Below are 24,361 nucleotides of genomic sequence, written 5' to 3'. Positions count from 1 at the left end.
AGCCTTTTTCGTTTAATTGGTTAATAATGTAGCAGTCCTAAATCTGGGTCACAAAGCAATGAGTGATGAATCTACTCTGACATCTGCCAATATTTCTCCTGAGAATGAGGATTTATTGCAAGAGCTTTCGATGACGCTGGATCTGTATGAGGGTGAGTTTAAGCTGCTCTTGGTACGATGCAACTATCAGGATTTGCGCGATCGCCTAATTACTCGCCTTAAGGAAATTCATCCCCAGCCGCTCCATGAGATTAGGTTGCCGCGATCGCAAAAAGACTTATATAACTACATCATTTCGCAAGTACCGTCAGAGACTCCCGCAGCATTGTCCATCGTGGGATTGGATGAACTGGATAATCTACAGGCAGCGCTATTGGATCTGAATATCAATCGCGAAATGTTTCGCAATCACTGCCCCTATCCGATTGTGTGGTGGATTTCCGATGCGGTGCATAAGCGGATTATTCGGGTTGCTCCAGATTTTGAGAGTTGGACGACGACTCTTGACTTTGAGATCGCTACTGATGAGTTAATCACTTCTTTGCATGATGGCAGTGAAGCTTTATTCGGTCATGTACTTGCACCTAGCGAGATTCCTTTTTTCAAAAAGTTGGGGGAGATTCATCGTTTAGGTTCAATTCAATGTTCTGAACTAGAAATAGCACTCAAGGACTTAGGCGATCGCGGTTTAAATATTGAACCAAAACTGCAAGCTAATCTTAACTTTATTCGCGGTTTAGACACACTACCACCCAATAATTCACCTACTAAAGCTCTGGAATATTTGCAAGCGAGTTTTAACTATTGGCAAGAAATTCAAGATTTTGAACGTTGTGGTCTATTAATCAATCAAATTGGACAAGTCAATTACACAATTGCGGATGCTGAAAAATATCGTGTGCCTAATTGGGAATTAGCGCGATCGGGTTTTCAATCTGCTATCGATTTTTTTGAAAAGGTAAACCGTTCCGATTTCGTAGCAAATATAATTATTCGTCTTTTTGTTACTGCCTATCGCATGTCTGATTGGGACGCGGTTGAAGCATTTGTCCAAAAAGCATTGCCTTTACATCAGGAGTTTCACGAACCTTATCACCTCTCATTAGACTATGGATATCTAGCGGAGGTCGAACTCCAGAAACAAGAATGGGAAACTGCCAGAAACTACGGGAAAATGGCGCTTTCTTTTTTGGATCGATCTCCTCAGGATTATCAAAAATGGCGCAATTTATATCTATTTATCATTGCTCAAGCAGAAATCAAACTCAAAAACTATCAAGAGGGATTAAAACTACTTCTTGAAGCAAAGGAGTTAGGAGATACAGGACATCCACAGATTTATATCAAACTTTTAACAGAACTGCGATCGCTTTACACTAAGCAAAAGCAATATCTCGAAGCCTATGTCACAAAGCAAGAACAGTATGCGATCGAGCAGCAATATGGCTATCGGGCGTTTATCGGTGCTGGCAGGTTACAGGGTAAGAAGTCGGTCGGCAAGTCGCAAACTGATGTAGCGACGGAAATTGAGGCTTCGGGACGCAAGCAAGATCTTGATGAGTTGATTACGCGCATTGCTAAGCCTAGCTATAAGTTGATCGTGCTGTATGGCAAGTCTGGCGTGGGTAAGAGTTCGCTGGTGAATGCGGGATTAATTCCGCAGTTGGAGCATACTTCTTTTGAGGGTAGGGATGTTTGCGCGATCGCCTTGCGGGTTTATACAAATTGGGAAGAGGAGTTGGAGAAATCTCTGGCTTCGGCGCAGGGTAGATCCCCCCTCCCCCCCTTAGAAATGGGGGCTTTGGATGACTCCAATAATCCAGTCCCCCTTTCTAAGGGGGATGCCGAAGGCAGGGGGATCGAGCCTATGCTTGTAGATGGAATATCTGCTCAAGGCAAAGAGTTAAAACTTAATGGCATCATCTCTAAACTTAGGGAAAAAGAATCGCAAAACTTGCGTTTAGTTTTGATTTTCGATCAGTTTGAGGAGTTCTTTTTTGTTTATTACAATCAACCAACTGAGCGTCGGCGCTTTTTTGAGTTTATTGGCTCTTTGCTCAATGATTCACAAAATCTATCTTCGTTGAAGGTGGTATTGTCATTGCGGGAGGACTATCTGCATTATTTGCTGGAATGTAACCAGATCGAGAGCATGGCAGCGATCGATCAAGATATTCTCAGTAAGAATGTGTTGTATCGGGTGGGGAATCTCAAGGTGGATGCGGCTAAGTCGCTGATTCAAACCCTTACAGCAAAGTCACGGTTTTATTTGGAGCCTGAGTTGATTGAGGCGATCGCAGATGACCTCAAGGATGAGCTAGGCGAGGTGCGTCCGATTGAGCTTCAGGTGGTGGGGGCACAGTTGCAGCAGCAGGGAATTAAGACTTTGGAGCAATATCGCCTGTTGGGGAACAATCCGAAGGCGATATTGGTGGAACGCTACTTGAATGATGTGATCGTGGATTGTGGTGAGGAGAATAATCGATTAGCTAAGTTTTTGTTGTTTATGTTGACAGATGAGCGGGGGACTCGTCCGTTAAAGACTCGTGAAGAGTTAGAAAAGGATTTGCATGATTTGCTGGCTGAGATGCAGGGGGATGTGTCAGCGTTGGATTTGGTATTGGAGATTTTTGTGCGATCGGGACTGGTGGTGTTGATTCCTGAGTCGCCTTTAGATAGATATCAGTTGGTGCATGATTATCTAGCGGAGTTTATCCGTGCGTCGCAATCACCTGAGATGGCGAAGTTGCAAAGGGAGTTGGTAGAAACTAAGGGGAAATTGGGCGAAACGGTGGAAATGTTGCGGAGTTCGCTTAAGGAAGAGGAGAAGGCAAAGTTAGAGGCGAGAAAGCGTAGTCGGTTGGCATTTGGGGTGGGGATTATGGCGAGTGTGATGGCATTTGGGGCAGGGATTGCGGGGTTTATGGCTCTGAAAACTAGCGTTGACGCGCAATTTGTTTCTGATAGTTACAAAATGCGATCGCTGCTGAATGGTAATCTCCAGCTTGAGGCGCTAGTTGAGGCTGTAGAGACTGGCGAGAGATTACAAAAAAATCAGCTCGCCTCTTCTGATATCAAGATCCGTGTAATTACCTCCATTCAAGAAGTAGTCTATGCCATGAAAGAAAAAAATCGTTTTCTTGGGCATAATGAATCGGTCAACAGCATTGTCTTTAGTCCCGATGGTAAGACTATTGCCACTGGCAGTGGGGACAAAACGGTCAAATTGTGGAATCTGGAAGGCAAAGAAATCCAAACCCTTACAGGACATAATGAATCGGTCAATAGCATTGCCTTTAGTCCCGATGGTAAGACTATTGCCACTGGCAGTGGGGACAAAACGGTCAAATTGTGGAATCTGGAAGGCAAAGAACTCCAAACCTTCAAAGGGCATAGCGAAGAGGTTTATAGCGTTGCCTTTAGTCCCGATGGTAAGACCATTGCCACTGGCAGTGGGGACAAAACGGTCAAATTGTGGAATCTGGAAGGCAAAGAACTTCTAACCTTCAAAGGGCATAGCGAATGGGTCTATAGCGTTGCCTTTAGTCCCGACGGCAAGACCCTAGCTACTGGCAGTAACGATAAAACCGTAAAATTGTGGAATCTGGAAGGCAAAGAACTTCAAACCCTTACAGGACATAGTGAAGCGGTCAATAGCATTGCCTTTAGTCCCGATGGCAAGACCATTGCTACTGGCAGTTGGGACAAAACGGTCAAATTGTGGAATCTGGAAGGCAAAGAACTTCAAACCCTTACAGGACATAGTGAAGTGACCATTAGCGTTGCCTTTAGTCCCGATGGCAAGACCATTGCCACTGGCAGTGGGGACAAAACAGTCAAATTGTGGAATCTGGAAGGCAAAGAAATCCAAACCTTCAAAGGACATAGCGAAAGGGTCATTAGCGTTGCCTTTAGTCCCGATGGCAAGACCATTGCTACTGGCAGTGGGGACAAAACGGTCAAATTGTGGAGTCTGGAAGGGAAGGAACTCCAAACCTTTACAAGGCATAGCGATGCTGTTTGGAGCGTTGCCTTTAGTCCCGATGGCAAGACCGTTGCTACTGGCAGTGGGGACAAAACGGTCAAATTGTGGAATCTGGAAGGCAAAGAACTTCAAACCTTCAAAGGACATAGTGAAAGGGTCATTAGCGTTGCCTTTAGTCCCGATGGCAAGACCGTTGCTACTGGCAGTGGGGACAAAACGGTCAAATTGTGGAATCTGGAAGGCAAAGAACTTCAAACCTTCAAAGGACATAGTGAAAGGGTTATTAATGTTGCCTTTAGTCCTGATGGCAAGACCATTGCCACTGGCAGTGGGGACAAAACGGTCAAATTGTGGAATCTGGAAGGCAAAGAACTCCAAACCTTCAAAGGGCATAACGAAGCGGTCATTAGCGTTGCCTTTAGTCCCGATGGCAAGACCATTGCCACTGGCAGTGGGGACAAAACGGTCAAATTGTGGAATCTGGAAGGCAAAGAACTCCAAACCTTCAAAGGACATAGCGAAGGGATCAGTAACGTTGTCTTTAGTTCCGACAGCAAGACCATTGCCACTGGGAGTTTGGACAGAACCGTCAAGTTATGGAGTCTGGATGGAAAAGAACTTCATACCTTCAAAGGACATAGCGAAGGGGTTAGTGGTGTTGCCTTTAGTCCCGATGGCAAGATCATTGCTACTGGTAGTTGGGACAAAACGGTCAAATTGTGGAATCTGGAAGGCAAAGAAATCCAAACCTTCAAAGGGCATAGCGAAGGAGTCATTAGCGTCGTCTTTAGTTCCGATGGCAAGACTATTGCCACTGGCAGTTTGGACACAACTATCAAATTGTGGAGCCTGGACTTAGATCGTCAAATGGGACTAGCTTGCTATTGGCTGCAAGACTACATGACAACACAACCAGATTTGCAGCAAAACCTTGCTACTTGCCGCTCTCCTCAAACACTTAAAGCGGCGGCTCCCGCCCTAGTCGCTGAAGCAAGAACTAAAGGGATGCGTGGTAAACCTGAAGCGGCTCTATTCCTATTTCAAGAAGCAAAGAAATTAGATATTAGCATTTCCCTCGATCCGCAAACAGAACTCAATCCATACTTCATTCCTAAAGGAGAACAACTAGCTAAAGAAGGCGATATCAAAGGAGCTATAGTTACCTATAATGAAGCAGTCAAGAGAAATCCAAATATTAAAATTTCTGGCACTTCATGGAACACGCTTTGCTGGAAGGGCAGTATATACAACTCAGCAAGTGAAGTTATTTTCGCTTGCAATAATGCCGTTAATCTTGAACCCGACAATCTTGATATTCGCCAAAATAGGAGCATTGCCAAAGCGCTTATAGGAGATAGCAATGGAGCAATTTCAGAATTTGAAATTTCTCTCGCCAAGATTTACCAAGAGAACATTGAAGTAATGCTCTCGCTCCGAAATAGAAACTATGTAGTTAAATATAGCTATGCAGATCAACAAGGATGGCTAGAAGATCTGAAGCAAGGCAAAAATCCATTTACAGAGACAAAGTTAGAAGAATGGCGACAGCAAGTGAAAAGAGATATAGATTCTTAATAGTTAATTCAGCAATCAAAAGTAACCTGTAACTGCCCAGATCCCCGACTTTTTCTTTGCTATCAAAAGTGATTTTCAAGTTCACAAAAAAAGTCGGGGATCTTAATCTCTGCTTTTCAGGTTGTGTAACCCTAATCCCCTCACAAAGCGATCGCTCTATTTCATTGGAGTTTAGACTATCATAAGCTCATATCCGTCTAGCTTCTTGGAAACATAGCAATGAGTCACAAAGCGATCGAATTACCAGCATCCTGTGACTTCTCAGATTATTTCAAACTTAACTATTACCCCAAAGACCTTTTGGCATACTTTGGTTATAAATGGCAGGTAGCTAAGCTCACCTTACCTAAAACCTCACAAATAATTACTTCTCTAACTGATTTGCAACATCGGATAGAACGTAACTTACTGAGAATTGCCTTTGATAGTGAACTAGCTAGACGCGCGTTTTTGATCGCTCCAGTCCTCATGGAAGTTATGGATTACATTGATACACAGCTATTTGTGTCCTATCCATTAATGGTTACTGAACAGTTAAAAGGCTCTCTAGACTACTACCTAGAAGCATCTCAACAATTATTGATTATCGAAGCAAAGGATGAAAACCTTGAACGGGGATTCAAGCAGCTAGCAGTAGAACTAATTGCAGTGGATAAAGCAGAAGTCAGTGATTGCTCCACACTTTATGGGATTGTCTCAATTGGCAAAATCTGGCAATTTGCAAAATTAGATCGTAAATCTAAGCAGATGACTCAAGATGTCAGTTTGTATCGAGTGCCTGAAGATCTTGCTGATTTAGTAACAAGCTTAATTGGAATTTTAGAGGAAAAATAAATACAACATCAATTCTGTACGAGATGCTAATAAGCGATCGCCTTTATTGCATATGCAACAGCGATAACTGATAATAATTTTCCGCATGGGCGATCGCCTGTTGTTGCTCCTCTTCCGAAAGCTCGCGCATCACTTTCGCAGGCACACCTGCAACCACCACACCCGCAGGCACATCCTTAGTCACCACCGCCCCCGCACCCACAATACTTCCTGCCCCAATTTTCACCCCTTCCAACAGAATTGCCCCCATCCCGATCAAGCAACCGCGCCCAATTTCCGCACAGTGAATCACCGCCCGATGACCAATTGTCACATATTCACCAATTACCAAAGGCTGGTCAGGATCGCCATGCAAGATCGCCCCATCCTGAATATTCGTGCAGTAACCAATCTCCATGCGATTGACATCCGCCCTAATTACCACCTTGTACCAAATATTCACGTGATCGCCGAGATGTACATCACCGATTACCACTGCATCACTAGCAATAAAAGCAGCACGATCGCGATCAGGAGTAGGAAGTTGCGAATAGGGAAGATGCATATTGTTTATTATTGTAGGAGCGTGCTTAGCAGGCTCTTATAATAATAAACAATATGCCAGCCAATAACCTATGTCACAACCCCTCGATTTAGCCCAAACTCCAGCCCAGACTGAAGATTTCTTGCTTTCTGTGCGTAATTTACAGGTTAGCTTTAGGGGCGATGAAGGGTTCGTCCATGCTGTCAAAAATATTTCCTTTGACCTTGCTCAAGGACAAACCCTTGGCATCGTTGGCGAATCTGGCTCTGGCAAATCGGCAACAGCTTTAGCAATCATGGGATTGTTGGGAGAATCTGGCAAAATCACGAATGGGGAAGTTATATTTCGCCCCAGTGGTGAATCTCCGATTGATCTAGTGCACGTGTCACAACAGAAAATGCTCAAATACCGAGGCGATCGCATCTCGATGGTATTTCAGGAGCCGATGACATCGCTCAATCCCTTGTTTACTTGCGGCTATCAAGTGATCGAAGCCATTCGGTTGCATCAAAAAGTATCGGAGCAGGAGGCAGAAGCACGCACGATTCAGCTATTTCAGGAAGTGCAATTACCCAATCCTGAGCAATTAATTGAACGCTATCCCCATGAACTTTCGGGTGGTCAATTGCAACGGGTGATGATTGCGATGGCGATTTCTTGCAATCCGCAGTTAATTATTGCTGATGAGCCGACAACGGCACTAGATGTAACCGTACAAGCGACAATTCTGAAATTGCTCAAAGAAATTCAGCGATCGCGTCAGATGTCGATGATTTTTATTACCCATGATTTAGGTATCTTGGCAGAGATTGCGGATAAGGCGATCGTCATGAATCAAGGGGAAGTTGTCGAAACTGGTGATACACAAGCCATCTTCCAAACACCAAAACATCCCTATACCAAGGGTTTAATCGCTTGCCGTCCACAGCCTGATCGCCAGTTGCGCCTATTGCCAACGGTAAGCGATTTTATGGAAATACAGAACGGGCAGATGGTGGAAAAAGAGCCATCTGATCCTCGTTATTTAGAAGTAGTTCCACCTGAGGAAACTGTTGCACGTTTAGCAGAATTGCAAAAACAAGAACCAATTCTCTCCGTGCAGAATCTCAGAATTGAGTTCCCAATTCGCAGCATTTTAGGACTCAAAAAACGCTATCTCGTTGCTGTCAACAACATTAGCTTTGATGTCTATCGTGGTGAAACCCTTGGACTAGTTGGCGAATCTGGCTGTGGCAAAACCACTACAGGTCGAGCAATTCTGGGCTTAACTAATGGCGTGATGGGTTCTGTTAAATTTGAAGGACGCGAAATCTCTCGCCTCAAAGGAGAAGCATTACAAAAATTACGCTGTGATCTACAAGTAGTATTTCAAGATCCTTACGGTTCACTCAATCCACGCATGAGTGTCGGTGATGCGATCGCTGAGCCATTGATCGTTCACAGTCATCAAGAGCGCTTTGAACGTTATCGCAAAGCCGACTCTAGACGAGAAAGAGTCGCATATTTGCTAGAACGTGTGGGCTTGACTAAAAGTGCCATGCGCCGCTATCCTCACGAGTTCTCAGGTGGTCAACGTCAACGTATTTGTATAGCCAGAGCCTTGGCGCTCAATCCCAAATTAATCATCGCTGATGAACCTGTTTCCGCCCTTGATGTATCCGTACAGGCACAAGTTCTCAATCTCTTAAAAGAATTACAAACAGAATTTGGCTTAACCTACATTTTTATTTCCCATGATCTTGGCGTAGTCAAGTTTATGAGCGATCGCATCATGGTCATGAACAAAGGCGAAATCGTCGAACTAAACACAGCCGAATCCATCTACACCAATCCCCAACAGCCCTATACTCAAAAACTAATTAGCGCTATTCCCAAAGCTTTAGTTTTATCTCCCTAAAAACCTACTTTTGTAGGGTCGCAAAGCATCTCTGCAAAATACTCTCAACTTAAGAAGGTAATTATGCTAACTCTCACCCAAAAATATTCCCTTACCGAGTACTTTGATCGTGAAATTCTTTCAGAGACAAGAAATGAATACATTGATGGAGAAATCAATCCGATGACTGGCGGTACACCCACACACAATACTCTTGTTGTTAACTTACTATCTTTGCTACATATAGCTTTACCAAGTCCCTATCGAGTTTTTGTCAACGATCAACGCCTCTGGCTTCCTGATCGCCGTATTGCCACTTACCCTGATGTAATGGTCATGGCTGAGCCATTGGAATATCAAGAAGGACGAAAAGATACCTTAGTCAATCCTATTTTGATTGCCGAAATTTTATCGCCATCCACAGCCAGCTATGATCGGACTGGCAAATTTGCATCCTATCGGACTATTTCCTCATTCAAGGAATATTTGCTCATTTCTCAAGATCGCAAGTATGTCGAACATTTTTATAAAGAAGGCGATCGCTGGATATTTACTGCCTATGAAAACGATGCGACTATTTCCCTAGCTTCCTTTGAAGTAGCGATCGCCACATCAGTTTTATATAACCGCATTAACTTTGAATCAGAACCTAGAGAATAGAGAGTGCAAAGCACTCTCTATTCTCTAGGTTAACAATAAAGCTTCTGCCAGTTCTTTATCCATTTGTTCCGCAGAAGCGATCGCATCGGTCATGATTTGGCGCGGACTAAGTCCATTGTTATAAGCAGCCAACCAATGTTGTGCTTCATTGCCTTGTTCAAGAATTTTTTTCAAGGGGGAAAGGAAACACCACACGCCATTATCCTTCGCACGCGATCGCAATTCTTCATATTGATTAGCAATCCATTCCCTTGCGGTGATTTGTTCACCTGTTTGCCAATGGGTTAATACGGCATCAAGGCTACTAGTTGCTGCGGCAACTTCATTTTGATCGGCGATCGTTGCGAGTTCATCGGGTGTGAACTTAGTCGCATTGGGTGCAAGGGGATCAAGCGATGAGCCAATTCCAGCTTCGAGAAATTGATTTAGGCGCATCTCCAGAAGTGCAGTAATTGCCAGTAAAGCGACGGGATCGATCACTAGATCAGAGATTCGCAGTTCTAAACGGTTAAGGTTATAAGGACGATTATCACCATTGGGACGCACCGATGACCAAAGATGACGCACATTTTGCATCGTCCCTAGCTGCAATTGCTGTTCTGTCCATTCCACAAAATGATGATGGCTGCTAAATAAAGGAACTAGCTTTGGAGTTTTGGGAAACATTTGCCAACGTGAAGAATGGAAACCTGTTGCCTTACCATCGAGAAATGGTGATGCAGCGCTCAGGGCAAGATAAAGTGGTGCTTCGAGGCGCACCAAACGACAGGCAGCTATTAATAATTCCAGATCGGGGATACCAACATTAATATGAATACTAGCTGTGACCACATTCGTGCCATAGGTCTGCTCAATATAAGTGTGATAAGGATTCTGAGGATCAGAGCGATAAAAATGATCGACCCCACCCAAAGCTAGCGTACTCCCTGGCATCAAAGTGTAATCACCAAGCGATCGCAAATAGCTGCGTAATTTCTGACGCGGCTCCACTAAAGCTATTAACAATGGCTCATATTTGTGAAATGGTGGTGTGATGTATTCGACATTGCGACTATCTGGCTCACGCACAAACCCATTTAGATTAGCCACAATGCGATCGCTAAAGCCCACCACATCCCCCGTTGGTGTAGAGGTATAGATTTCCACTTCAAAGCCTTTGGATAAAAGCACGGGAGGTTTCCTTTTGCTATAGACACTCTTATTAGCCTACCGTGCAATGCGATCGCTTTAAAGATGCCTTAAGACATACAGCAAGTAAGAATCTCTACTAATGGATGAAAATTAATTAAACCCAAAATTTGTTGTGGCGGGCTTCGCCCGCCACAACAAATTTTGGGTTTAATTGCACAAGTTAATTAATTTTCATTCCTAAGACAAAGAGTTTACTAACTTTTCATCAGTTCTTTCATGTTTTTGGCTGCTAAGGCATAGCCCCCATCAGCTCCATCCACAAAATGCACCTGACGACCATCGCGCTCAAACACTAAGCAAGTCATCAGGGCGCGATCTGACACATGAAAGCCATAAACTAACCGACCTTCCTTAAACTTTTTGTCTAGATACTCAGTTAATTTTTGGCGTTGTCTGGCTTTACCAGAAATCACCATTCTGAGGACATCATCAAATTTTTTGAAGTCAGTGGCTTCGGAAACAATTTGCTTATACTCCCCCCAATTAAATCCTCCAATTTGAATATTAAATGTCATAAAGATCAACCCCAGTAGATTAATCAGGCGTAATTTCCACAAATACAACTTCTGTTTTAGCCACCCCTGAGAAGCAGTAAAAACCTTTGTCTCTGACGATAGGTTATTGTTCTTAAAAGCAAGTTGCAAGTTATCGGATACAACAGGGTTACAGTCTATCCCCTGACCATAGATTCGCTCAATTTGGGTAATTACTTCCCGATAGAGGAGATCAATTTGGCTTTGACTAGGAGCCGTCACAAAAATGATTAAACTAAGAATCTCCTCATGACGGGTAGGGATATCTTGCCAACGGCATTCTAAGCCAGAGAAATCAGCGATCGGATAGGAGTTTTTGTGCACAGGACTATACAAATCCATTGTTGCTTGATCCTTAACCAAACGTGTCGCATAGCTGATCCCTCCGCCTCTGAGGATCGCTTGCACGTAGTTCTCAGAGATACGGAGCTTGGCAACTTTAATGTCGTAGCTTGACGTAATAACTGCAAGTGGAACAATACCTATGCGTAATTTAAGATTAAATTCTTCGCTAGCTAATTTCTGTACAGCCAATAATGCTTGCTCAGCTTCTGGGATAAACTTTGAGGGAATAAGAATAGATGCACCATCACCACCAAATACAAAGGGGATCTCTAATTCTCCAACTATATTTAAAATTACAATAATGGAACAAGCACCTAAGAGATTGATATCTTTATACTTACCATCCTCGATCGCTTTAGTAGAATCGGCAATATCAGTAATAATGGCAGCCCAGTCATTGGGAACTGAGTAGAAATTTTCGCTATGGGTAATATCAGCAAAATTTAGAAGAACGGGTAGATCGGCATAAAATTTCTCAGAATTCGTATTTTGGGTTTGAAAGTCTTGAATACTCATACCTGTAGCTTTAAATGCGATCATCAGCTACTTAATCCTAGCAATAAAGGGAAATCGGTATAACCGCCAGTTGGCGGTTATACCGATTTCTTAAGGATGATTGTCATCCATTCTTCTTTATTCCCATTCAATCGTGCCAGGTGGCTTGGATGTGATATCTAACACCACTCGATTGACACCTTCCACTTCATTGACAATCCGATTGGAAATAGTTTCCAATAGATCGTAGGGAACCCTTGCCCAATCCGCAGTCATGCCATCCTCACTGGTGACAAGGCGCAAAACGATAGGATGCGAATAAGTCCGCTTATCTCCCATCACACCAACACTACGTACTGTCGGCAACAGCACCGCAAACGCTTGCCAGAGGTTATTGTATTGACCTGCGCGATTGATTTCTTGACGCACGATCAAGTCAGCATCACGTAAAGTGTTTAAGCGATCGCTCGTAATATCACCAATAATCCGAATTGCTAAACCAGGACCGGGGAAAGGCTGGCGCTTGACGATTTCTTCAGGAAGTCCGAGCGCTGTACCAACCTTACGCACTTCATCCTTAAAGAGTTTGCGAAGTGGCTCTACGAGAGTAAATCGCAGATTATCAGGTAACCCACCTACATTGTGATGGCTCTTGATTTTGACAGCAACACGTTTACCAGTGACAGGGTCAGCATTGGTGTCTGCTGATTCAATGACATCTGGATAGAGAGTGCCTTGAGCAAGGAAGTCAAAAGGTCCTAAGCGTTGAGATTCTTCTTCAAATACACTAATAAATTCGCCACCAATAATCTTCCGCTTTTGCTCAGGATCGGTAACTCCTTTCACTTTTTCAAGGAATCTTTCGCGAGCATTAACATACTCAACATGAATATGGAACTGTTCTTCAAAGAGTTTGACAAGACGTTCTGGCTCTAGCTTTCGCATGAAGCCTTGATCGATAAACATACAGGTGAGTTTATCGCCGATCGCCTTATGCAATAAAAAGGCAAGAGTAGAAGAATCTACGCCACCTGAAAGAGCTAGTAATACCCGTTTATCACCAACTTGAGCGCGAATTTCACGGATCGAATTTTCGATAAAAGCATCAGTTGTCCAACTTGGCTCACATCCACAAATGTGATAGACAAAGTTACGAATCATTGCCATACCACCTGCGGAATGGACAACCTCAGGATGGAACTGTACCCCATATAGCTTTTTTTCATGATCGGCGATCGCCGCACAGGGAGTATTAGAAGTATGGGCTAATACTTCAAATCCTTCAGGCAATTCAATTACGGAGTCGCCATGACTCATCCACATGGTGATACCTGTATCTACGTTAGTGAGTAGATCTGTGGGATCATCAATTTGTAACTCAGCTTTACCATATTCCCCGCGATCAGCTTGCTCGACCTTACCGCCGAGTTGCTTCGCCATCAATTGCATTCCATAGCAAACACCTAAAATAGGTATGCCTAAATTGAAAATTTCAGGATCGCATTGAGGAGCGCCTGCATCATAAACAGAATTAGGACCACCTGATAAGATGATCCCCTTAGGGTTAAACTTCAGCAGAGCTTCGGCTGATATATGATAGGTTAAAACTTCCGAATAAACCTGTGTCTCACGGATACGTCGAGCAATTAACTCCGAGTACTGAGAGCCGAAATCGAGAATAGCAATCATTGAACGACTAGTTATATTGTCTGTGGTACGATCAGAATCTGGGATAGGGGAATCAGCACTAGAAGAAAGAGAACCTTCAAGATTTAGTACTGCATTCGACGATGTTGGAGGGGAAGAAACCACAGTAGATACCTCTATCTTAATGAGATAGCATTTAATGAGATAGTCAGGCTTTCGGTAAGCCTATCGCTGCGAAAAAGTAGCTATTCCTACAATGCTAGCAAAACGGTACGTCTTTATGGTGAAAAAAATGCGTAAAAAAGTTATGACTGCGATCGCATTGCTACCTATTTCTACTCTGTCAATTTTGGCTACACCATTTTTTGTAGGTAACGATCAAAATCTCACCTCTAGTAATTTTTTAAATCCTTCAGCAGAGGCTGTGAAGTTACGTGATGGTAAAACCTATTTTGTGCAATTGCCATTTCTTTTGGATGCGGAAACCACTGTAAATCGGATTTATGCTCGGAGTGCGACCTATTACTTTACGATCGCCTTACCTCAAAATATGGGAGAACCTCTACAAAAGCTAGAATTTTATCAGACAGAAGGTTTTGATGCGGTTGATTTTCTGAGCAATGAAACGATTACCTATTTGCAATTGTCTTCAGGAGAGCGTATCGCTATTTCCAGTAAAAGTAAAACTGAGATTTTGCCAAGTCAAGATCGCGATAAAGTGACAATTACTTTTGATCCTCCAATTCCTGCTAATAGTCAGCTTAACAGTAAGCTAATTGTAGGACTGCGACCTGTCCGCAATCCGCGTTATGACGGCGTTTATCTGTTTGGAGTAACTGCCTTTCCTCAAGGCGATCGCCCAAATTCACACTTTCTTGGTTATGGCAGGCTCAGCTTCTACGATTCACGTTATTAAATAGCTAGGACAAATCAAAACCCAAAAGATAAGTGGCGGCGCTTCGCGCCGCCACTTATCTTTTGGGTTTTATGTCATAAGCAAAACTTACATTGTGATCAAACGCCCTGTTGGTGTTTGATAAAAAACATTGACGTTTGCTATACACTATTGGCAGATAGTAACTAGATATATAACTATGACCTTCACAACAGAATCGCCAATAACTCCTGTAGAAGCAGAATCTAGTTTTGCACCTCCGACTAATCACATTGTGCAAACGATCCAGACTGTCATCGCCAGTATGGATGCTGACAATTCGGCTCTTGAGAACCAGACCGAGGATACTTGGAAATTTCAATATGGCACTGTAGAGGTAGTTGTCAACATTACTGGAACCGAGCCTAATGATACCTTTACTGTTTTCTCGACAGTATTAGCTGCGCCATTTAAAGATGAAGCAAAAATGACGCGCTGGCTTTTAGAAAAAAATGCTGCTGATACCTTTGAAGCTAGGTATGCTATCCAGAATGATCAAGTACTGGTGCTATGTTCTCGGTCTGTCGAGGATCTTTCACCTGCGGAAATTTCTCGGATCATCACGATTGTGGCAGCGATCGCTGATGAAAATGACGAAGTATTAAAAGAAAATTTTGGCGCTTAGAACTGTGTTTTATAAGAAAGTACCTAAATGGTACTTTCTTGTCATTTTTATAAATTCATGAACAAACAATGGCAGCTTGTTCCTTATTCCGAGATATCGGGAAAGTTGCAAATGGCTCTTGATAACTCTTTGCTCGATCTTCATAGTCAAGATCCGCAATCACCATCAATTTTAAGATTTTATCGCTGGACTCCACCCGCAATCTCTTTAGGGCTTCACCAAAAGCAATATCCTGTTCGCTGGAATGCGATCGCTCAAAAGCATAATCTCGACATCGTTCGTCGTCCGAGTGGGGGGCGTGCGGTGCTGCATCAAGGCGAACTGACCTATGCAGTAATTACCAGTGCTGATATTTGTGGGGATAAAGTGAGTGAGTTTGATGACAATACCTTTGGCAGAAAGCGATCGCATCGTGAGATCTATGAATATATCAGCGAATTCCTAATTCGAGGTTTTGCCAATTTGGGGATCAATCTAAGCTATGGAAAAGCAGGGCGGGGATATATTCACAATCCCAGTTGCTTCTCGACAGCAACCAACGCAGATTTAGTAATTGCAGACGGACGCAAACTGATCGGTAGCGCTCAAGTTTATCGTCATAATTCAGTTTTGCAGCACGGCTCAATCTCGATCAATCCTAATTACAAGTTACTGACAGAGCTATTTCAAGCAGAAGTTCCGATTGTTGGCTACCAAGAACTGGCGTGGAATACGCATAAAGACTTAGCAGTAGAAATTATCGATGTTCTATCTCAGTCGGCGCGGGATTACTTTCAAACGGAGTTCTTGTAGTTCTGTTGGAGTCAAATTTCGCCATTGTCCGACAGCTAGATCTCCCAAACTTAAATGGGCGATCGCTACACGTACTAGACGCAAAGTCGGAAAACCAACTGCTGCCGTCATTTTCCTGACTTGTCGATTTTTCCCTTCGGTTAATGTCATCTCAATCCATGCTGTAGGAATATTGGCACGAAACCGAATAGGCGGATTCCGCTCTGGTAGAACTGGCTCAGTATCTAATAACTTCGCGATCGTAGGTTTGGTTCGATAGCCTTGGATTATGACTCCACTACGTAATTTCTGCAAAGATTCTTCTGTAGGAGTTTTCTCTACTTGTACCCAATAAGTCCGTGGATGTTCAAACTGCGGATCGATGAGGCGATGCTTTAACTGTCCATCATTGGTAAGTAGCAATAATCCTTCACTGTCAAAATCCAATCTTCCTACAGAATAAACTTCAGGGATGTCAATATATTCCTTCAAAGTGGGGCGTGGCGACGTACTATCATCAGTAAACTGACAAAGAACACCATAGGGTTTATAGAAAATAATATATTGGGGAATATATCGACGATCGCGCATAAATTTTTTTAAAGAATAAAAAAGCTCGCGATGCGAGCTTTTTTATTCTAATCTAGCGCTGAGGCGTTCCAAATACCTGTACCCAATAATGTCTATAGCGGGAGTTGGGAGCATTCTCATATCCAAATCCAATCTCTGTAAACTTAGCATTGAGAATATTGGCACGATGCCCAGAACTATTCATCCATTGTCGAATTGTCCCTTCAGGTGTAGATTTACCCGCAGCAATATTTTCCCCTAAAGCAGAATATTTATAGCCAGTCCCCTTAGCTCTGTCTACCATACTTGAACCATTCAGCCCTGTATGACTAAAATAATTATTCCTTGCCATGTCAACTGCATGGAACTGGGCTGCTTTTGTCAATTGTGGAGATAGCTTTAGAGGAGACAAGCCGACCTTCTTGCGCTCTAGGTTTGTCAACTTTAATAACTCAGTTTCAAAACTAGTCCGACTAGTACTTTGGCTGATTTTACGAATAGATTGTATTTGGGCAACTTGGTTTTGTGGGCTGGATAAAAAAGATGTTGCACCCAAATCAGGTGCGATCGCCATTGCCCCCCCAAATACCAAAAGGCTATAGCAGACTAAAGTTGATTTCATAAATTTAGTTGCACAACTTGTGAATAAATACAGATAATTATTGACTTTGCCATCATTTAAGGGTTCCCATATTAAAGAACGTAAATTACAGGCTCCCAAAAAAATTAAGTTTTAAAACTATGCAACCAGATATTTAGGTAACACAAATGACACAGAACCAAGACTACAACGCAATAGGTTGCGCTGAATGTGCTAAAGGAGCAGGGCTAGGATTTGAATTTACGATGGCATTTCAGCCAATTGTTAACACGACTACTAGAGAAGTTTTTGCTCAAGAGGCTTTAGTTAGGGGGATGAATGAGGAGCCTGCGGGCGAAATCTTAGGACGGATCAATGATGAAAATCGTTATCGCTTTGATCAAGCTTGCCGAGTCAAAGCAGTGCAATTGGGGGCAAAGCTAGATATTAAATCTTTTGTCAGCATTAATTTCTTACCAAATGCAGTTTATCGTCCTGAATTATGTATTCGCACAACTCTTGAGGCAGCCGCAACCTTCGGTTTCCCTGTTGACCAGATTATCTTTGAGATTACTGAGGGAGAGAAAATTAAGGATCATGGGCATCTTCGAGAAATTGTCCAATACTATCGTCAGCAAGGTTTTTTAACGGCAATTGATGATTTTGGATCAGGATACTCAGGACTCAACTTATTAGCTGAGTTTCAAACTGATTTAGTCAAATTAGATATGGGTCTAATTCGCCATATTGATCAAAACAAGGGTCGCCAAGCGATCGTTAAAGGAATTATTCAAGTATGCAGTGAGTTAGATATTAAGGTAATAGCTGAAGGCGTTGAAACTTACGAAGAGCTAAGTATTCTCCAATCTTTCGGTATTGAGCTATTCCAAGGTTACTATTTTGCTAAGCCGAGGTTTCAAAGCTTAGCACCCCTCAATAATCTATAAGTCAAAATAATAGAAAAACAATAGATTTTCCCTAGTAGATTTTTTGGCTTTACATCTTTACAGAAATTGATATTTATTGACATTTATATAACGTTGCAATATCGATATATCACTCTATTTATAGATGACGATCCCCATCAGTCAACCTAGTGTGAGATGTTGACAGATCAAAAAATGTAGAATTCAAGTAATAAACATGATTCATCAATTAGCAGTTCGCTTAGGTGTGTCGTGTGTGCTACTCGCAACCCTGCCTCTTGCTACAGACGAAATAGTTAAGTATGTTCAGGCTCCTCATATTTTTTCAGGAATTGGAGCGATCGCCTCATGCATTGGAGCCTGTGTGCCAGTTTTGACACTATTTCGCAATTCTGATTAAATCTTTGTAAAAAAGTCCACAAAAAATCAACAAAAAGTCCACTTACTACACTTTTTTGTGGTTAAGCCCAGCGACCAATCACAATCCGCACAGTTCCATCTTCTAATACTTCCTGCTGCTCGATCGCAAATCCTTGTTGGTTAGCACTCTCTAAAACCATTTGAGCCGCATATTGTTGGTTTAGTTCTCCTAGAAATTCCTCGACATTCATCGCTACTCCCCACATGTCAGCGATGAGTTCATAGCAATCACCAATTTTTCGGAAGCCAAGGTCATAGGCATTGGGCATAGGGATCACGTATTCCGCAGTGGTGGTATCTCCTAAGTAGCCACGCACTAAGTTGTTTTTCTGAACAGGATAGCCAAGCTTTTGTAGGGCTTGCTCAAGCAAGTCACCATTTTTAATTTCGATGGCGATCGTAGTGAAGTGGGACATAAAATTTAGAATAAAGGGAGTGCTTTGCACTGCCTTTATTCTAAGTTAATTGCAAATTTTCGTAATTCTTGAAGCAATTGCTCATCATTAGATGCAGTTCTTGCACCAGACTCAGCAGCCCATTGTTTGAGGGATTCGATTTGCTGAGATGCAATCGCGGCTAGTGGGACAGTTTCCTCGATCGCACTAATAATATCTTCAGTGGTGAAATCTTCACGGTTACCACTACTGCCACGACCAAAGGCGCGATGAATACCGTCAATTATTACTTGTTCTATTTCTGCCCCACTAAAGTTTTTAGTATGTCGAGATAGGAGCATCAGGTCAAATTCACGTAACCGACTGGGGCGTAGTTTTTGTAGATGCACTTTAAAAATTTCTTGCCGTTCAGATTCGGTCGGTAAATTCAAAAAGAATATTTCATCAAATCTACCTTTTCGCAAAAGTTCGGCTGGTAAAATTCGGACATTATTAGCTGTGGCAACAATAAAAACAGGGGCAGTTTTTTCTTGCATCCATGTGATCAATGAACCAAAGACACGACGACTAGCACCAGAGTCTCCATCAATGGAAATATTGGCATTACCAAAGGCTTTATCAATTTCATCAATCCACAAAACACAGGGGGCAGTTGCCTCCGCAAGCTGAATCATCTGCCGCATTCGACTCTCACTCTCGCCCACAAAACTCCCAAACAGTCGTCCAATATCAAGACGTAATAGGGGTAATCGCCATTCGTTAGCGATCGTTTTTGCAGATAAAGACTTGCCAGTGCCTTGAATACCGACTAATAAAACCCCCTTGGGCGTAGGAATGCCGTAGCGCTTTGCCTCTTCCGTAAAAGCATCACGCCGAATCCTTACCCATTGCTTGAGGTTATCCAATCCCCCCACATTTTTTAGCGATTCGTTAACAGTAAAAAATTCTAAAATCCCCGTCTGTCTAATCGCTTGTTGCTTTTCGGCGAGTACAGCATCAATATCAGCATCGTTAACTTGCTCTTTTTCGGCGATCGCTTTGGCTAACACTCTTTGAATACGGGTACGGCTCAAACCCTGACAAGCCTTGACTAATTGCTCCAAGGCTAATTTGGATAAATTCAGTCTATTGGGTGAGATTTTTTGATTGATTAAATATTCGATTTCGGCGATCGCTGGCAATGGAAAATCGAGCGCTGTAATTTCTTCGGTCAATTCAGGTGGTATTTCTAAGACATGACTAGTTAGAGCTATAGTGCGGCGATCAAGTTTAAGATCGCGAGCCAAGTTTTTTAACTCACGAATAATCGGAATGTGGCGCTCGTGGTGCGGATATTTGAGAATCGGATGCAAATCACGCAATATATATAAAACGTTATCGCCATCCTTAGTTGCCTTATCCCGTTGAGCAATTCGTGACAAAGCTGCCATTACCGAGCCTTTATCCGCATTATTGTCACTCCAGCCTCTGGCGATGTCCCAAAACAAAATTCTGCGGCTAGGGCTAGATTGCAAGGCAACCTCTGTCAAAATATCTTCGACTGGTTCTTCTTCGGCAGTAACTATGTATATGAGGGGATATTTGGCACGAAGTAAGAGATCAAACTGCTCTATCAGAGATTGATAGACTCTGCTTTTGATCGGAGATAGTGAAGCTTTTGGCGATTGTGGCGACATATGGGCAAGTATAGCAATAAGCAAAGTAGGGTGGGCAGTGCCCACCCTACTTCTGGAATAAAAATCAATGTTTCCAGCGCCTTCGGCGCTGGAAACATAATTAGGCTGCGGCGAGTACTTGCTCTTCGAGTTTGGCTAGTCTGTCAGTGAGTAGCTCCTCTAAGGTGACGAGTGCTTTAGAGAAGCCTTTGATCCCTTCATCAAGCTTTTCCGAAGCCATGCGATCGCTAGCGTGCATTGCCTCAAAAGTCGCCTTATCCATAGGAATTTTGGCAATATCTGACTGAGATGCAGTTTCGGGATCAAGTTTGCGTACTAGCTCACCTTGGGTGTGGTGTAATTCATCCAGTAAAGCAGGGGAAATTGTCAACAAATCACAGCCAGCCAATTCCACAATCTCGCCCATATTACGAAAACTTGCGCCCATAATTTCAGTTTTATAACCAAATTTTTTGTAGTAGTTATAAATTCTGGCTACCGATAATACCCCTGGATCTTCGGCAGCAGGATAGCTATCTCTACCTGTATCTTTCTTATACCAATCGAGAATACGTCCCACAAAAGGTGAAATTAATTTCACGCCTGCCTCAGCACAAGCAATCGCTTGATGTAACCCAAATAGCAAAGTCAAATTGCAATGAATACCTTCTTTCTCAAGAGATTCGGCAGCTTTAATCCCTTCCCAAGTTGACGCAATTTTGATCAAGATGCGATCGCGGGAAATACCGTGAGACTCATACTGTGAAATTAAATAGTGTGCCTTAGCAATCGTTGCTTCGGTGTTATAGGATAAACGCGCATCCACTTCAGTAGAAACACGACCAGGAATAATTTTCAAAATCCTCATACCAAAGGCGATCGCCAAGCGATCGAAAGCTAAGGAAACCACTTGAGCTGGCGGGGCATCTTTACCCAAATCTTTTCGGGCTTCTATTAGGGTCTCATCCACAATTTCCTGATATTGGGGCATTTGAGCCGCAGCCGTAATCAAAGAAGGATTTGTAGTTGCATCTTGAGGTTTCACCATCTCAATTGCATGTATATCCCCTGTATCAGCAACCACTACAGTCATTTCACGCAACTGATCTAGAAAACTTTTAGGCAAATCATTAGACATAACGTCCTCCATAGCAACAGTCATAACTAGCTACCTTTGCACGCCTATCTTAGCCTTAACAATTTTGAGGTTTAAGCAACCTTTAGAGTAATTACAAGATCACCATATAAATAAGCCACACAACAAGAAATTTGCGAATCTAATGAAGTTTTGTTAAGAAAAATGTAGGGCTCATTGACTTAAGAAACTTAGCTTGTTTGTCTAAATTTATTGCAGAGAGAAGGATTGAGCTAATTTGAGACATTCTAAACAATTGTTACAAAGATTCTAGAGCGACACAACCCTAAATCTATAATTACGACATCGTGGCTCAGCGTCTCTTGTACAGCAGTACTTATCTCATTCATAGATTCAGCACTATGAGAGAGCTAGCCTAATCGTTTAATCTACTTTGTCTTAACAGTCTGAGAGAGGAAAATTTACATGACAATGACTCCTCAAAAGCCAGACACAGAGGTAAAGGTATCGGTTGATCGTGACGTAGTCCCAACTTCCTTTGAGAAGTGGGGACAACCTGGTCACTTTGACCGCACCCTTAAGAAGGGACCAAAAACCACAACATGGATTTGGGATCTTCATGCCAATGTGCATGACTTTGACAGTTTCACAACCGAAGAAGATACTGCCCGTAAGATCTTCTCTGCTCACTTTGGGCATTTAGGTATTATTTTTATCTGGCTAAGCGGTATGTATTACCACGGAGCCAAATTCTCTAACTACACTGCTTGGTTGTCTGATCCTGTCAGCATCAAGCCCAGCGCCCAAGTGGTCTGGAACGTTGTCGGTCAAGATATCTTGAATGGCGATGTAGGTGGCGGTTTCCAAGGTATTCAAATCACTTCTGGTTTGTTCCACCTTTGGAGAGCATCTGGTATCACCACCGAGTATCAACTCCTCTGCACCGCAATTGGCGGTTTGGTGATGGCTGGCTTGATGTTCTTCGCTGGTTGGTTCCACTACCACAAGGCAGCACCTAAACTTGAGTGGTTTAAGAATGCTGAATCGATGATGAACCACCACTTGGCTGGTTTACTTGGTTTGGGTTCTCTCTCTTGGGCTGGACATCAGATCCATGTTTCGATTCCTGTCAACTATTACCTTGATAAGGGCGTAGCTGCTAGTCAGATTCCTGCACCCCATGAGTTCATTCTTAATCCTTCCTTGATGTCGGATATTTTCCCCAGCTTTGCACAAGGTTTGACACCGTTCTTTACCTTGAACTGGGGCGCTTATGCTGACTTCTTGACCTTTAAGGGTGGTTTGAATCCTCAAACTGGTTCTTTGTGGCTAACTGACCAAGCTCACCATCACCTTGCGATCGCTGTACTCTTCATTGTTGCTGGTCATATGTACCGCACCAACTGGGGCATCGGTCACAGCATGAAGGAAATGCTTGAAGCTCACAAAGGTCCTCTAACTGGTGAAGGTCACAAGGGCTTGTATGAAATCTTCACAACCTCTTGGCACGCTCAGCTTTCTTGGAACTTGGCTCTGATGGGTTCTCTAAGCATCATCGTTGCACAACATATGTATGCGATGCCTGCTTATCCCTACATTGCTACTGACTACGCAACTCAAGTTTCCCTATTTACACATCACATGTGGATTGGTGGTTTCTTGATCTGTGGTGGTGCTGCTCACGCTGGTATTTTCTTTGTTCGTGATTACGATCCTGCTAAGAATGTTAATAACTTAGTTGATCGTGTATTACGTCATCGTGATGCAATTATTTCTCATCTTAACTGGGTATGTATTTTCCTTGGCTTCCATAGCTTTGGTCTTTACATCCACAATGACACCATGCGTGCATTGGGTCGTCCTCAAGATATGTTTTCCGACACCGCAATTCAGTTGAAGCCCGTATTTGCTAACTGGATTCAAGGTTTCCATGCAGCCGCAGCAGGCGTAACTGCTCCTTATGCAGGCGCTAGTGTTAGCCCCATCTTTGGTGGCGATACTGTAGTTGTTGGTGGCAAGGTTGCTGCTGCTCACATGGCTCTTGGTACTGCTGACTTCTTGGTACACCACATCCATGCGTTTACCATCCACGTCACCGTACTGATCCTCTTGAAGGGTGTTCTTTACGCTCGTAGCTCTCGCTTGATTCCAGATAAGGCTGAACTTGGTTTCCGCTTCCCTTGCGACGGTCCTGGTCGTGGCGGCACATGTCAAGTTTCGGCATGGGATCACGTATTCCTCGGTTTGTTCTGGATGTACAACTGTATTTCCGTTGTTATTTTCCACTTCTCTTGGAAAATGCAGTCCGATATTTTCGGTACTGTTGATGCAAGCGGCACAATAACCAACATGGCTGGCGGTAACTTTGCACAGAGTGCATTGACCATTAACGGTTGGTTGCGTGACTTCTTGTGGGCACAAGCTTCCAATGTAATTCAATCCTACGGTTCGGCATTGTCGGCTTACGGTTTGATTTTCTTGGGCGCTCACTTCATCTGGGCTTTCAGCCTCATGTTCCTGTTCAGTGGTCGTGGCTACTGGCAAGAATTGATCGAGTCAATCGTTTGGGCACACAACAAGCTCAACGTTGCTCCTGCTATCTCTCCTCGCGCTTTGAGTATTACTCAAGGTCGTGCAGTAGGTCTAGCTCACTACCTCTTAGGTGGAATTGCCACAACTTGGGCATTCTTCCTAGCCCGTTACGGTGCACTTGGCTAATAAAACG

Annotated in this window: 19 protein-coding genes; 10 read left to right on the top strand and 9 right to left on the bottom strand. The window is 43.1% G+C overall.

The features are described 5' to 3' along the window. The first annotated feature begins 58 nt into the window (after positions 1–58). Positions 59–5,560: an nSTAND1 domain-containing NTPase gene (locus ABM313_RS21375; RefSeq protein ID WP_434685150.1), complete on the top strand. Its 5,502-nt coding sequence runs from the start codon at positions 59–61 to the stop codon at positions 5,558–5,560. A 219-nt stretch (positions 5,561–5,779) separates the two neighbouring features. Next, positions 5,780–6,394 (top strand): hypothetical protein, encoded by a 615-nt coding sequence (locus ABM313_RS21370; protein WP_434685149.1) that lies wholly within the window; start codon positions 5,780–5,782, stop codon positions 6,392–6,394. 43 nt (positions 6,395–6,437) lie between these two features. Here the strand turns inward: ABM313_RS21370 and ABM313_RS21365 are convergent, their stop codons facing one another. Beyond that, positions 6,438–6,938, bottom strand: coding sequence for a gamma carbonic anhydrase family protein (locus ABM313_RS21365; RefSeq protein ID WP_434685148.1), 501 nt, complete (start codon positions 6,936–6,938; stop codon positions 6,438–6,440). A 70-nt stretch (positions 6,939–7,008) separates the two neighbouring features. Between ABM313_RS21365 and ABM313_RS21360 the strand changes: the two genes are divergently transcribed. Beyond that, complete coding sequence (locus tag ABM313_RS21360) at positions 7,009–8,814, top strand: ABC transporter ATP-binding protein (RefSeq protein ID WP_434685147.1); 1,806 nt, start codon at positions 7,009–7,011, stop codon at positions 8,812–8,814. Positions 8,815–8,877: 63 nt separating this feature from the next. Then, entirely contained in the window at positions 8,878–9,453 is a 576-nt protein-coding gene (locus tag ABM313_RS21355; protein ID WP_434685146.1) for a Uma2 family endonuclease, read from the top strand. A gap of 24 nt (positions 9,454–9,477) precedes the next feature. Here ABM313_RS21355 and gshA read toward each other — a convergent pair whose 3' ends face one another. The 3 genes from gshA to guaA all read right to left on the bottom strand — a co-directional run bounded on the left by gshA (position 9,478) and on the right by guaA (position 13,706). After that, positions 9,478–10,623 carry a glutamate--cysteine ligase gene (gene gshA, locus ABM313_RS21350; protein ID WP_434685145.1) on the bottom strand — a complete coding sequence of 382 codons (1,146 nt, stop codon included), beginning with the start codon at positions 10,621–10,623 and terminating at the stop codon, positions 9,478–9,480. Between the two features lie 215 nt (positions 10,624–10,838). After that, a complete protein-coding gene (locus tag ABM313_RS21345; RefSeq protein ID WP_434685144.1) occupies positions 10,839–12,062 on the bottom strand; it encodes a DUF3095 domain-containing protein in 1,224 nt (407 codons plus the stop codon). A gap of 93 nt (positions 12,063–12,155) precedes the next feature. Then, positions 12,156–13,706, bottom strand: a complete 1,551-nt coding sequence (guaA, locus tag ABM313_RS21340) for a glutamine-hydrolyzing GMP synthase (RefSeq protein WP_434688549.1) — start codon at positions 13,704–13,706, stop codon at positions 12,156–12,158. Positions 13,707–13,956: 250 nt separating this feature from the next. On the opposite strand from guaA, the gene ABM313_RS21335 reads away from it, so the two are divergent. The 3 genes from ABM313_RS21335 (at position 13,957) to ABM313_RS21325 (ending at position 16,015) form a co-directional block, all read left to right on the top strand. Then, positions 13,957–14,580, top strand: a complete 624-nt coding sequence (locus ABM313_RS21335; RefSeq protein WP_434685143.1) for a DUF2808 domain-containing protein — start codon at positions 13,957–13,959, stop codon at positions 14,578–14,580. A gap of 178 nt (positions 14,581–14,758) precedes the next feature. Beyond that, positions 14,759–15,223, top strand: a complete 465-nt coding sequence (locus ABM313_RS21330) for a YbjN domain-containing protein (RefSeq protein WP_434685142.1) — start codon at positions 14,759–14,761, stop codon at positions 15,221–15,223. Positions 15,224–15,280: 57 nt separating this feature from the next. Next, entirely contained in the window at positions 15,281–16,015 is a 735-nt protein-coding gene (locus ABM313_RS21325; RefSeq protein ID WP_434685141.1) for a lipoate--protein ligase family protein, read from the top strand. Here the strand turns inward: ABM313_RS21325 and ABM313_RS21320 are convergent. After that, positions 15,971–16,585 carry a pseudouridine synthase gene (locus ABM313_RS21320; protein ID WP_434685140.1) on the bottom strand — a complete coding sequence of 205 codons (615 nt, stop codon included), beginning with the start codon at positions 16,583–16,585 and terminating at the stop codon, positions 15,971–15,973. The two genes, ABM313_RS21325 and ABM313_RS21320, sit on opposite strands and share 45 nt — an antisense overlap. Positions 16,586–16,637: 52 nt before the next feature. Continuing rightward, on the bottom strand, positions 16,638–17,186 hold the full coding sequence (locus ABM313_RS21315) for a CAP domain-containing protein (protein WP_434685139.1): 549 nt from the start codon (positions 17,184–17,186) through the stop codon (positions 16,638–16,640). 146 nt (positions 17,187–17,332) lie between these two features. On the opposite strand from ABM313_RS21315, the gene ABM313_RS21310 reads away from it, so the two are divergent. Both ABM313_RS21310 and ABM313_RS21305 read left to right on the top strand, forming a co-directional pair. Then, the gene (locus ABM313_RS21310; protein WP_434685138.1) at positions 17,333–18,091 is read left to right on the top strand and encodes an EAL domain-containing protein; all 759 of its coding nucleotides are present in this window, start codon (positions 17,333–17,335) and stop codon (positions 18,089–18,091) included. A 196-nt stretch (positions 18,092–18,287) separates the two neighbouring features. Further along, on the top strand, positions 18,288–18,470 hold the full coding sequence (locus tag ABM313_RS21305; protein WP_094530558.1) for a hypothetical protein: 183 nt from the start codon (positions 18,288–18,290) through the stop codon (positions 18,468–18,470). Positions 18,471–18,531: 61 nt separating this feature from the next. Here ABM313_RS21305 and ABM313_RS21300 read toward each other — a convergent pair whose 3' ends face one another. The 3 genes from ABM313_RS21300 to ABM313_RS21290 all read right to left on the bottom strand — a co-directional run bounded on the left by ABM313_RS21300 (position 18,532) and on the right by ABM313_RS21290 (position 21,678). Beyond that, positions 18,532–18,906, bottom strand: coding sequence for a DUF1257 domain-containing protein (locus ABM313_RS21300; protein ID WP_434685137.1), 375 nt, complete (start codon positions 18,904–18,906; stop codon positions 18,532–18,534). Between the two features lie 35 nt (positions 18,907–18,941). Then, positions 18,942–20,561, bottom strand: a complete 1,620-nt coding sequence (locus ABM313_RS21295; protein ID WP_434685136.1) for an AAA family ATPase — start codon at positions 20,559–20,561, stop codon at positions 18,942–18,944. Positions 20,562–20,661: 100 nt separating this feature from the next. Continuing rightward, positions 20,662–21,678, bottom strand: a complete 1,017-nt coding sequence (locus ABM313_RS21290; protein WP_434688547.1) for a transaldolase — start codon at positions 21,676–21,678, stop codon at positions 20,662–20,664. Between the two features lie 423 nt (positions 21,679–22,101). Between ABM313_RS21290 and psaA the strand changes: the two genes are divergently transcribed. Next, a complete protein-coding gene (gene psaA, locus ABM313_RS21285) occupies positions 22,102–24,354 on the top strand; it encodes a photosystem I core protein PsaA (protein WP_434685135.1) in 2,253 nt (750 codons plus the stop codon). The last annotated feature ends 7 nt before the right edge of the window (positions 24,355–24,361 follow it).

This window comes from Pseudanabaena minima str. Chao 2107, assembly GCF_051131155.1.
Lineage (GTDB): Bacteria > Cyanobacteriota > Cyanobacteriia > Pseudanabaenales > Pseudanabaenaceae > Pseudanabaena > Pseudanabaena minima.
Note: the sequence above shows the minus strand (reverse complement) of the source record. Positions and strands in the feature narration are given on the sequence as shown.

Bases quoted from the DNA above. Each gene is read 5' to 3' on its own strand.
- ABM313_RS21295 (WP_434685136.1), bottom strand. From the start codon at position 20,561: ATGTCGCCACAATCGCCAAAAGCTTCACTATCTCCGATCAAAAGCAGA.
- ABM313_RS21320 (WP_434685140.1), bottom strand. From the start codon at position 16,585: ATGCGCGATCGTCGATATATTCCCCAATATATTATTTTCTATAAACCC.
- ABM313_RS21290 (WP_434688547.1), bottom strand. From the start codon at position 21,678: ATGTCTAATGATTTGCCTAAAAGTTTTCTAGATCAGTTGCGTGAAATG.
- ABM313_RS21300 (WP_434685137.1), bottom strand. From the start codon at position 18,906: ATGTCCCACTTCACTACGATCGCCATCGAAATTAAAAATGGTGACTTG.
- ABM313_RS21370 (WP_434685149.1), top strand. From the start codon at position 5,780: ATGAGTCACAAAGCGATCGAATTACCAGCATCCTGTGACTTCTCAGAT.
- ABM313_RS21360 (WP_434685147.1), top strand. From the start codon at position 7,009: ATGTCACAACCCCTCGATTTAGCCCAAACTCCAGCCCAGACTGAAGAT.
- ABM313_RS21335 (WP_434685143.1), top strand. From the start codon at position 13,957: ATGCGTAAAAAAGTTATGACTGCGATCGCATTGCTACCTATTTCTACT.
- ABM313_RS21325 (WP_434685141.1), top strand. From the start codon at position 15,281: ATGAACAAACAATGGCAGCTTGTTCCTTATTCCGAGATATCGGGAAAG.
- ABM313_RS21355 (WP_434685146.1), top strand. From the start codon at position 8,878: ATGCTAACTCTCACCCAAAAATATTCCCTTACCGAGTACTTTGATCGT.
- ABM313_RS21365 (WP_434685148.1), bottom strand. From the start codon at position 6,938: ATGCATCTTCCCTATTCGCAACTTCCTACTCCTGATCGCGATCGTGCT.
- ABM313_RS21330 (WP_434685142.1), top strand. From the start codon at position 14,759: ATGACCTTCACAACAGAATCGCCAATAACTCCTGTAGAAGCAGAATCT.
- guaA (WP_434688549.1), bottom strand. From the start codon at position 13,706: ATGATTGCTATTCTCGATTTCGGCTCTCAGTACTCGGAGTTAATTGCT.
- psaA (WP_434685135.1), top strand. From the start codon at position 22,102: ATGACAATGACTCCTCAAAAGCCAGACACAGAGGTAAAGGTATCGGTT.
- ABM313_RS21305 (WP_094530558.1), top strand. From the start codon at position 18,288: ATGATTCATCAATTAGCAGTTCGCTTAGGTGTGTCGTGTGTGCTACTC.
- ABM313_RS21310 (WP_434685138.1), top strand. From the start codon at position 17,333: ATGACACAGAACCAAGACTACAACGCAATAGGTTGCGCTGAATGTGCT.
- ABM313_RS21375 (WP_434685150.1), top strand. From the start codon at position 59: ATGAGTGATGAATCTACTCTGACATCTGCCAATATTTCTCCTGAGAAT.
- ABM313_RS21345 (WP_434685144.1), bottom strand. From the start codon at position 12,062: ATGATCGCATTTAAAGCTACAGGTATGAGTATTCAAGACTTTCAAACC.
- ABM313_RS21315 (WP_434685139.1), bottom strand. From the start codon at position 17,186: ATGAAATCAACTTTAGTCTGCTATAGCCTTTTGGTATTTGGGGGGGCA.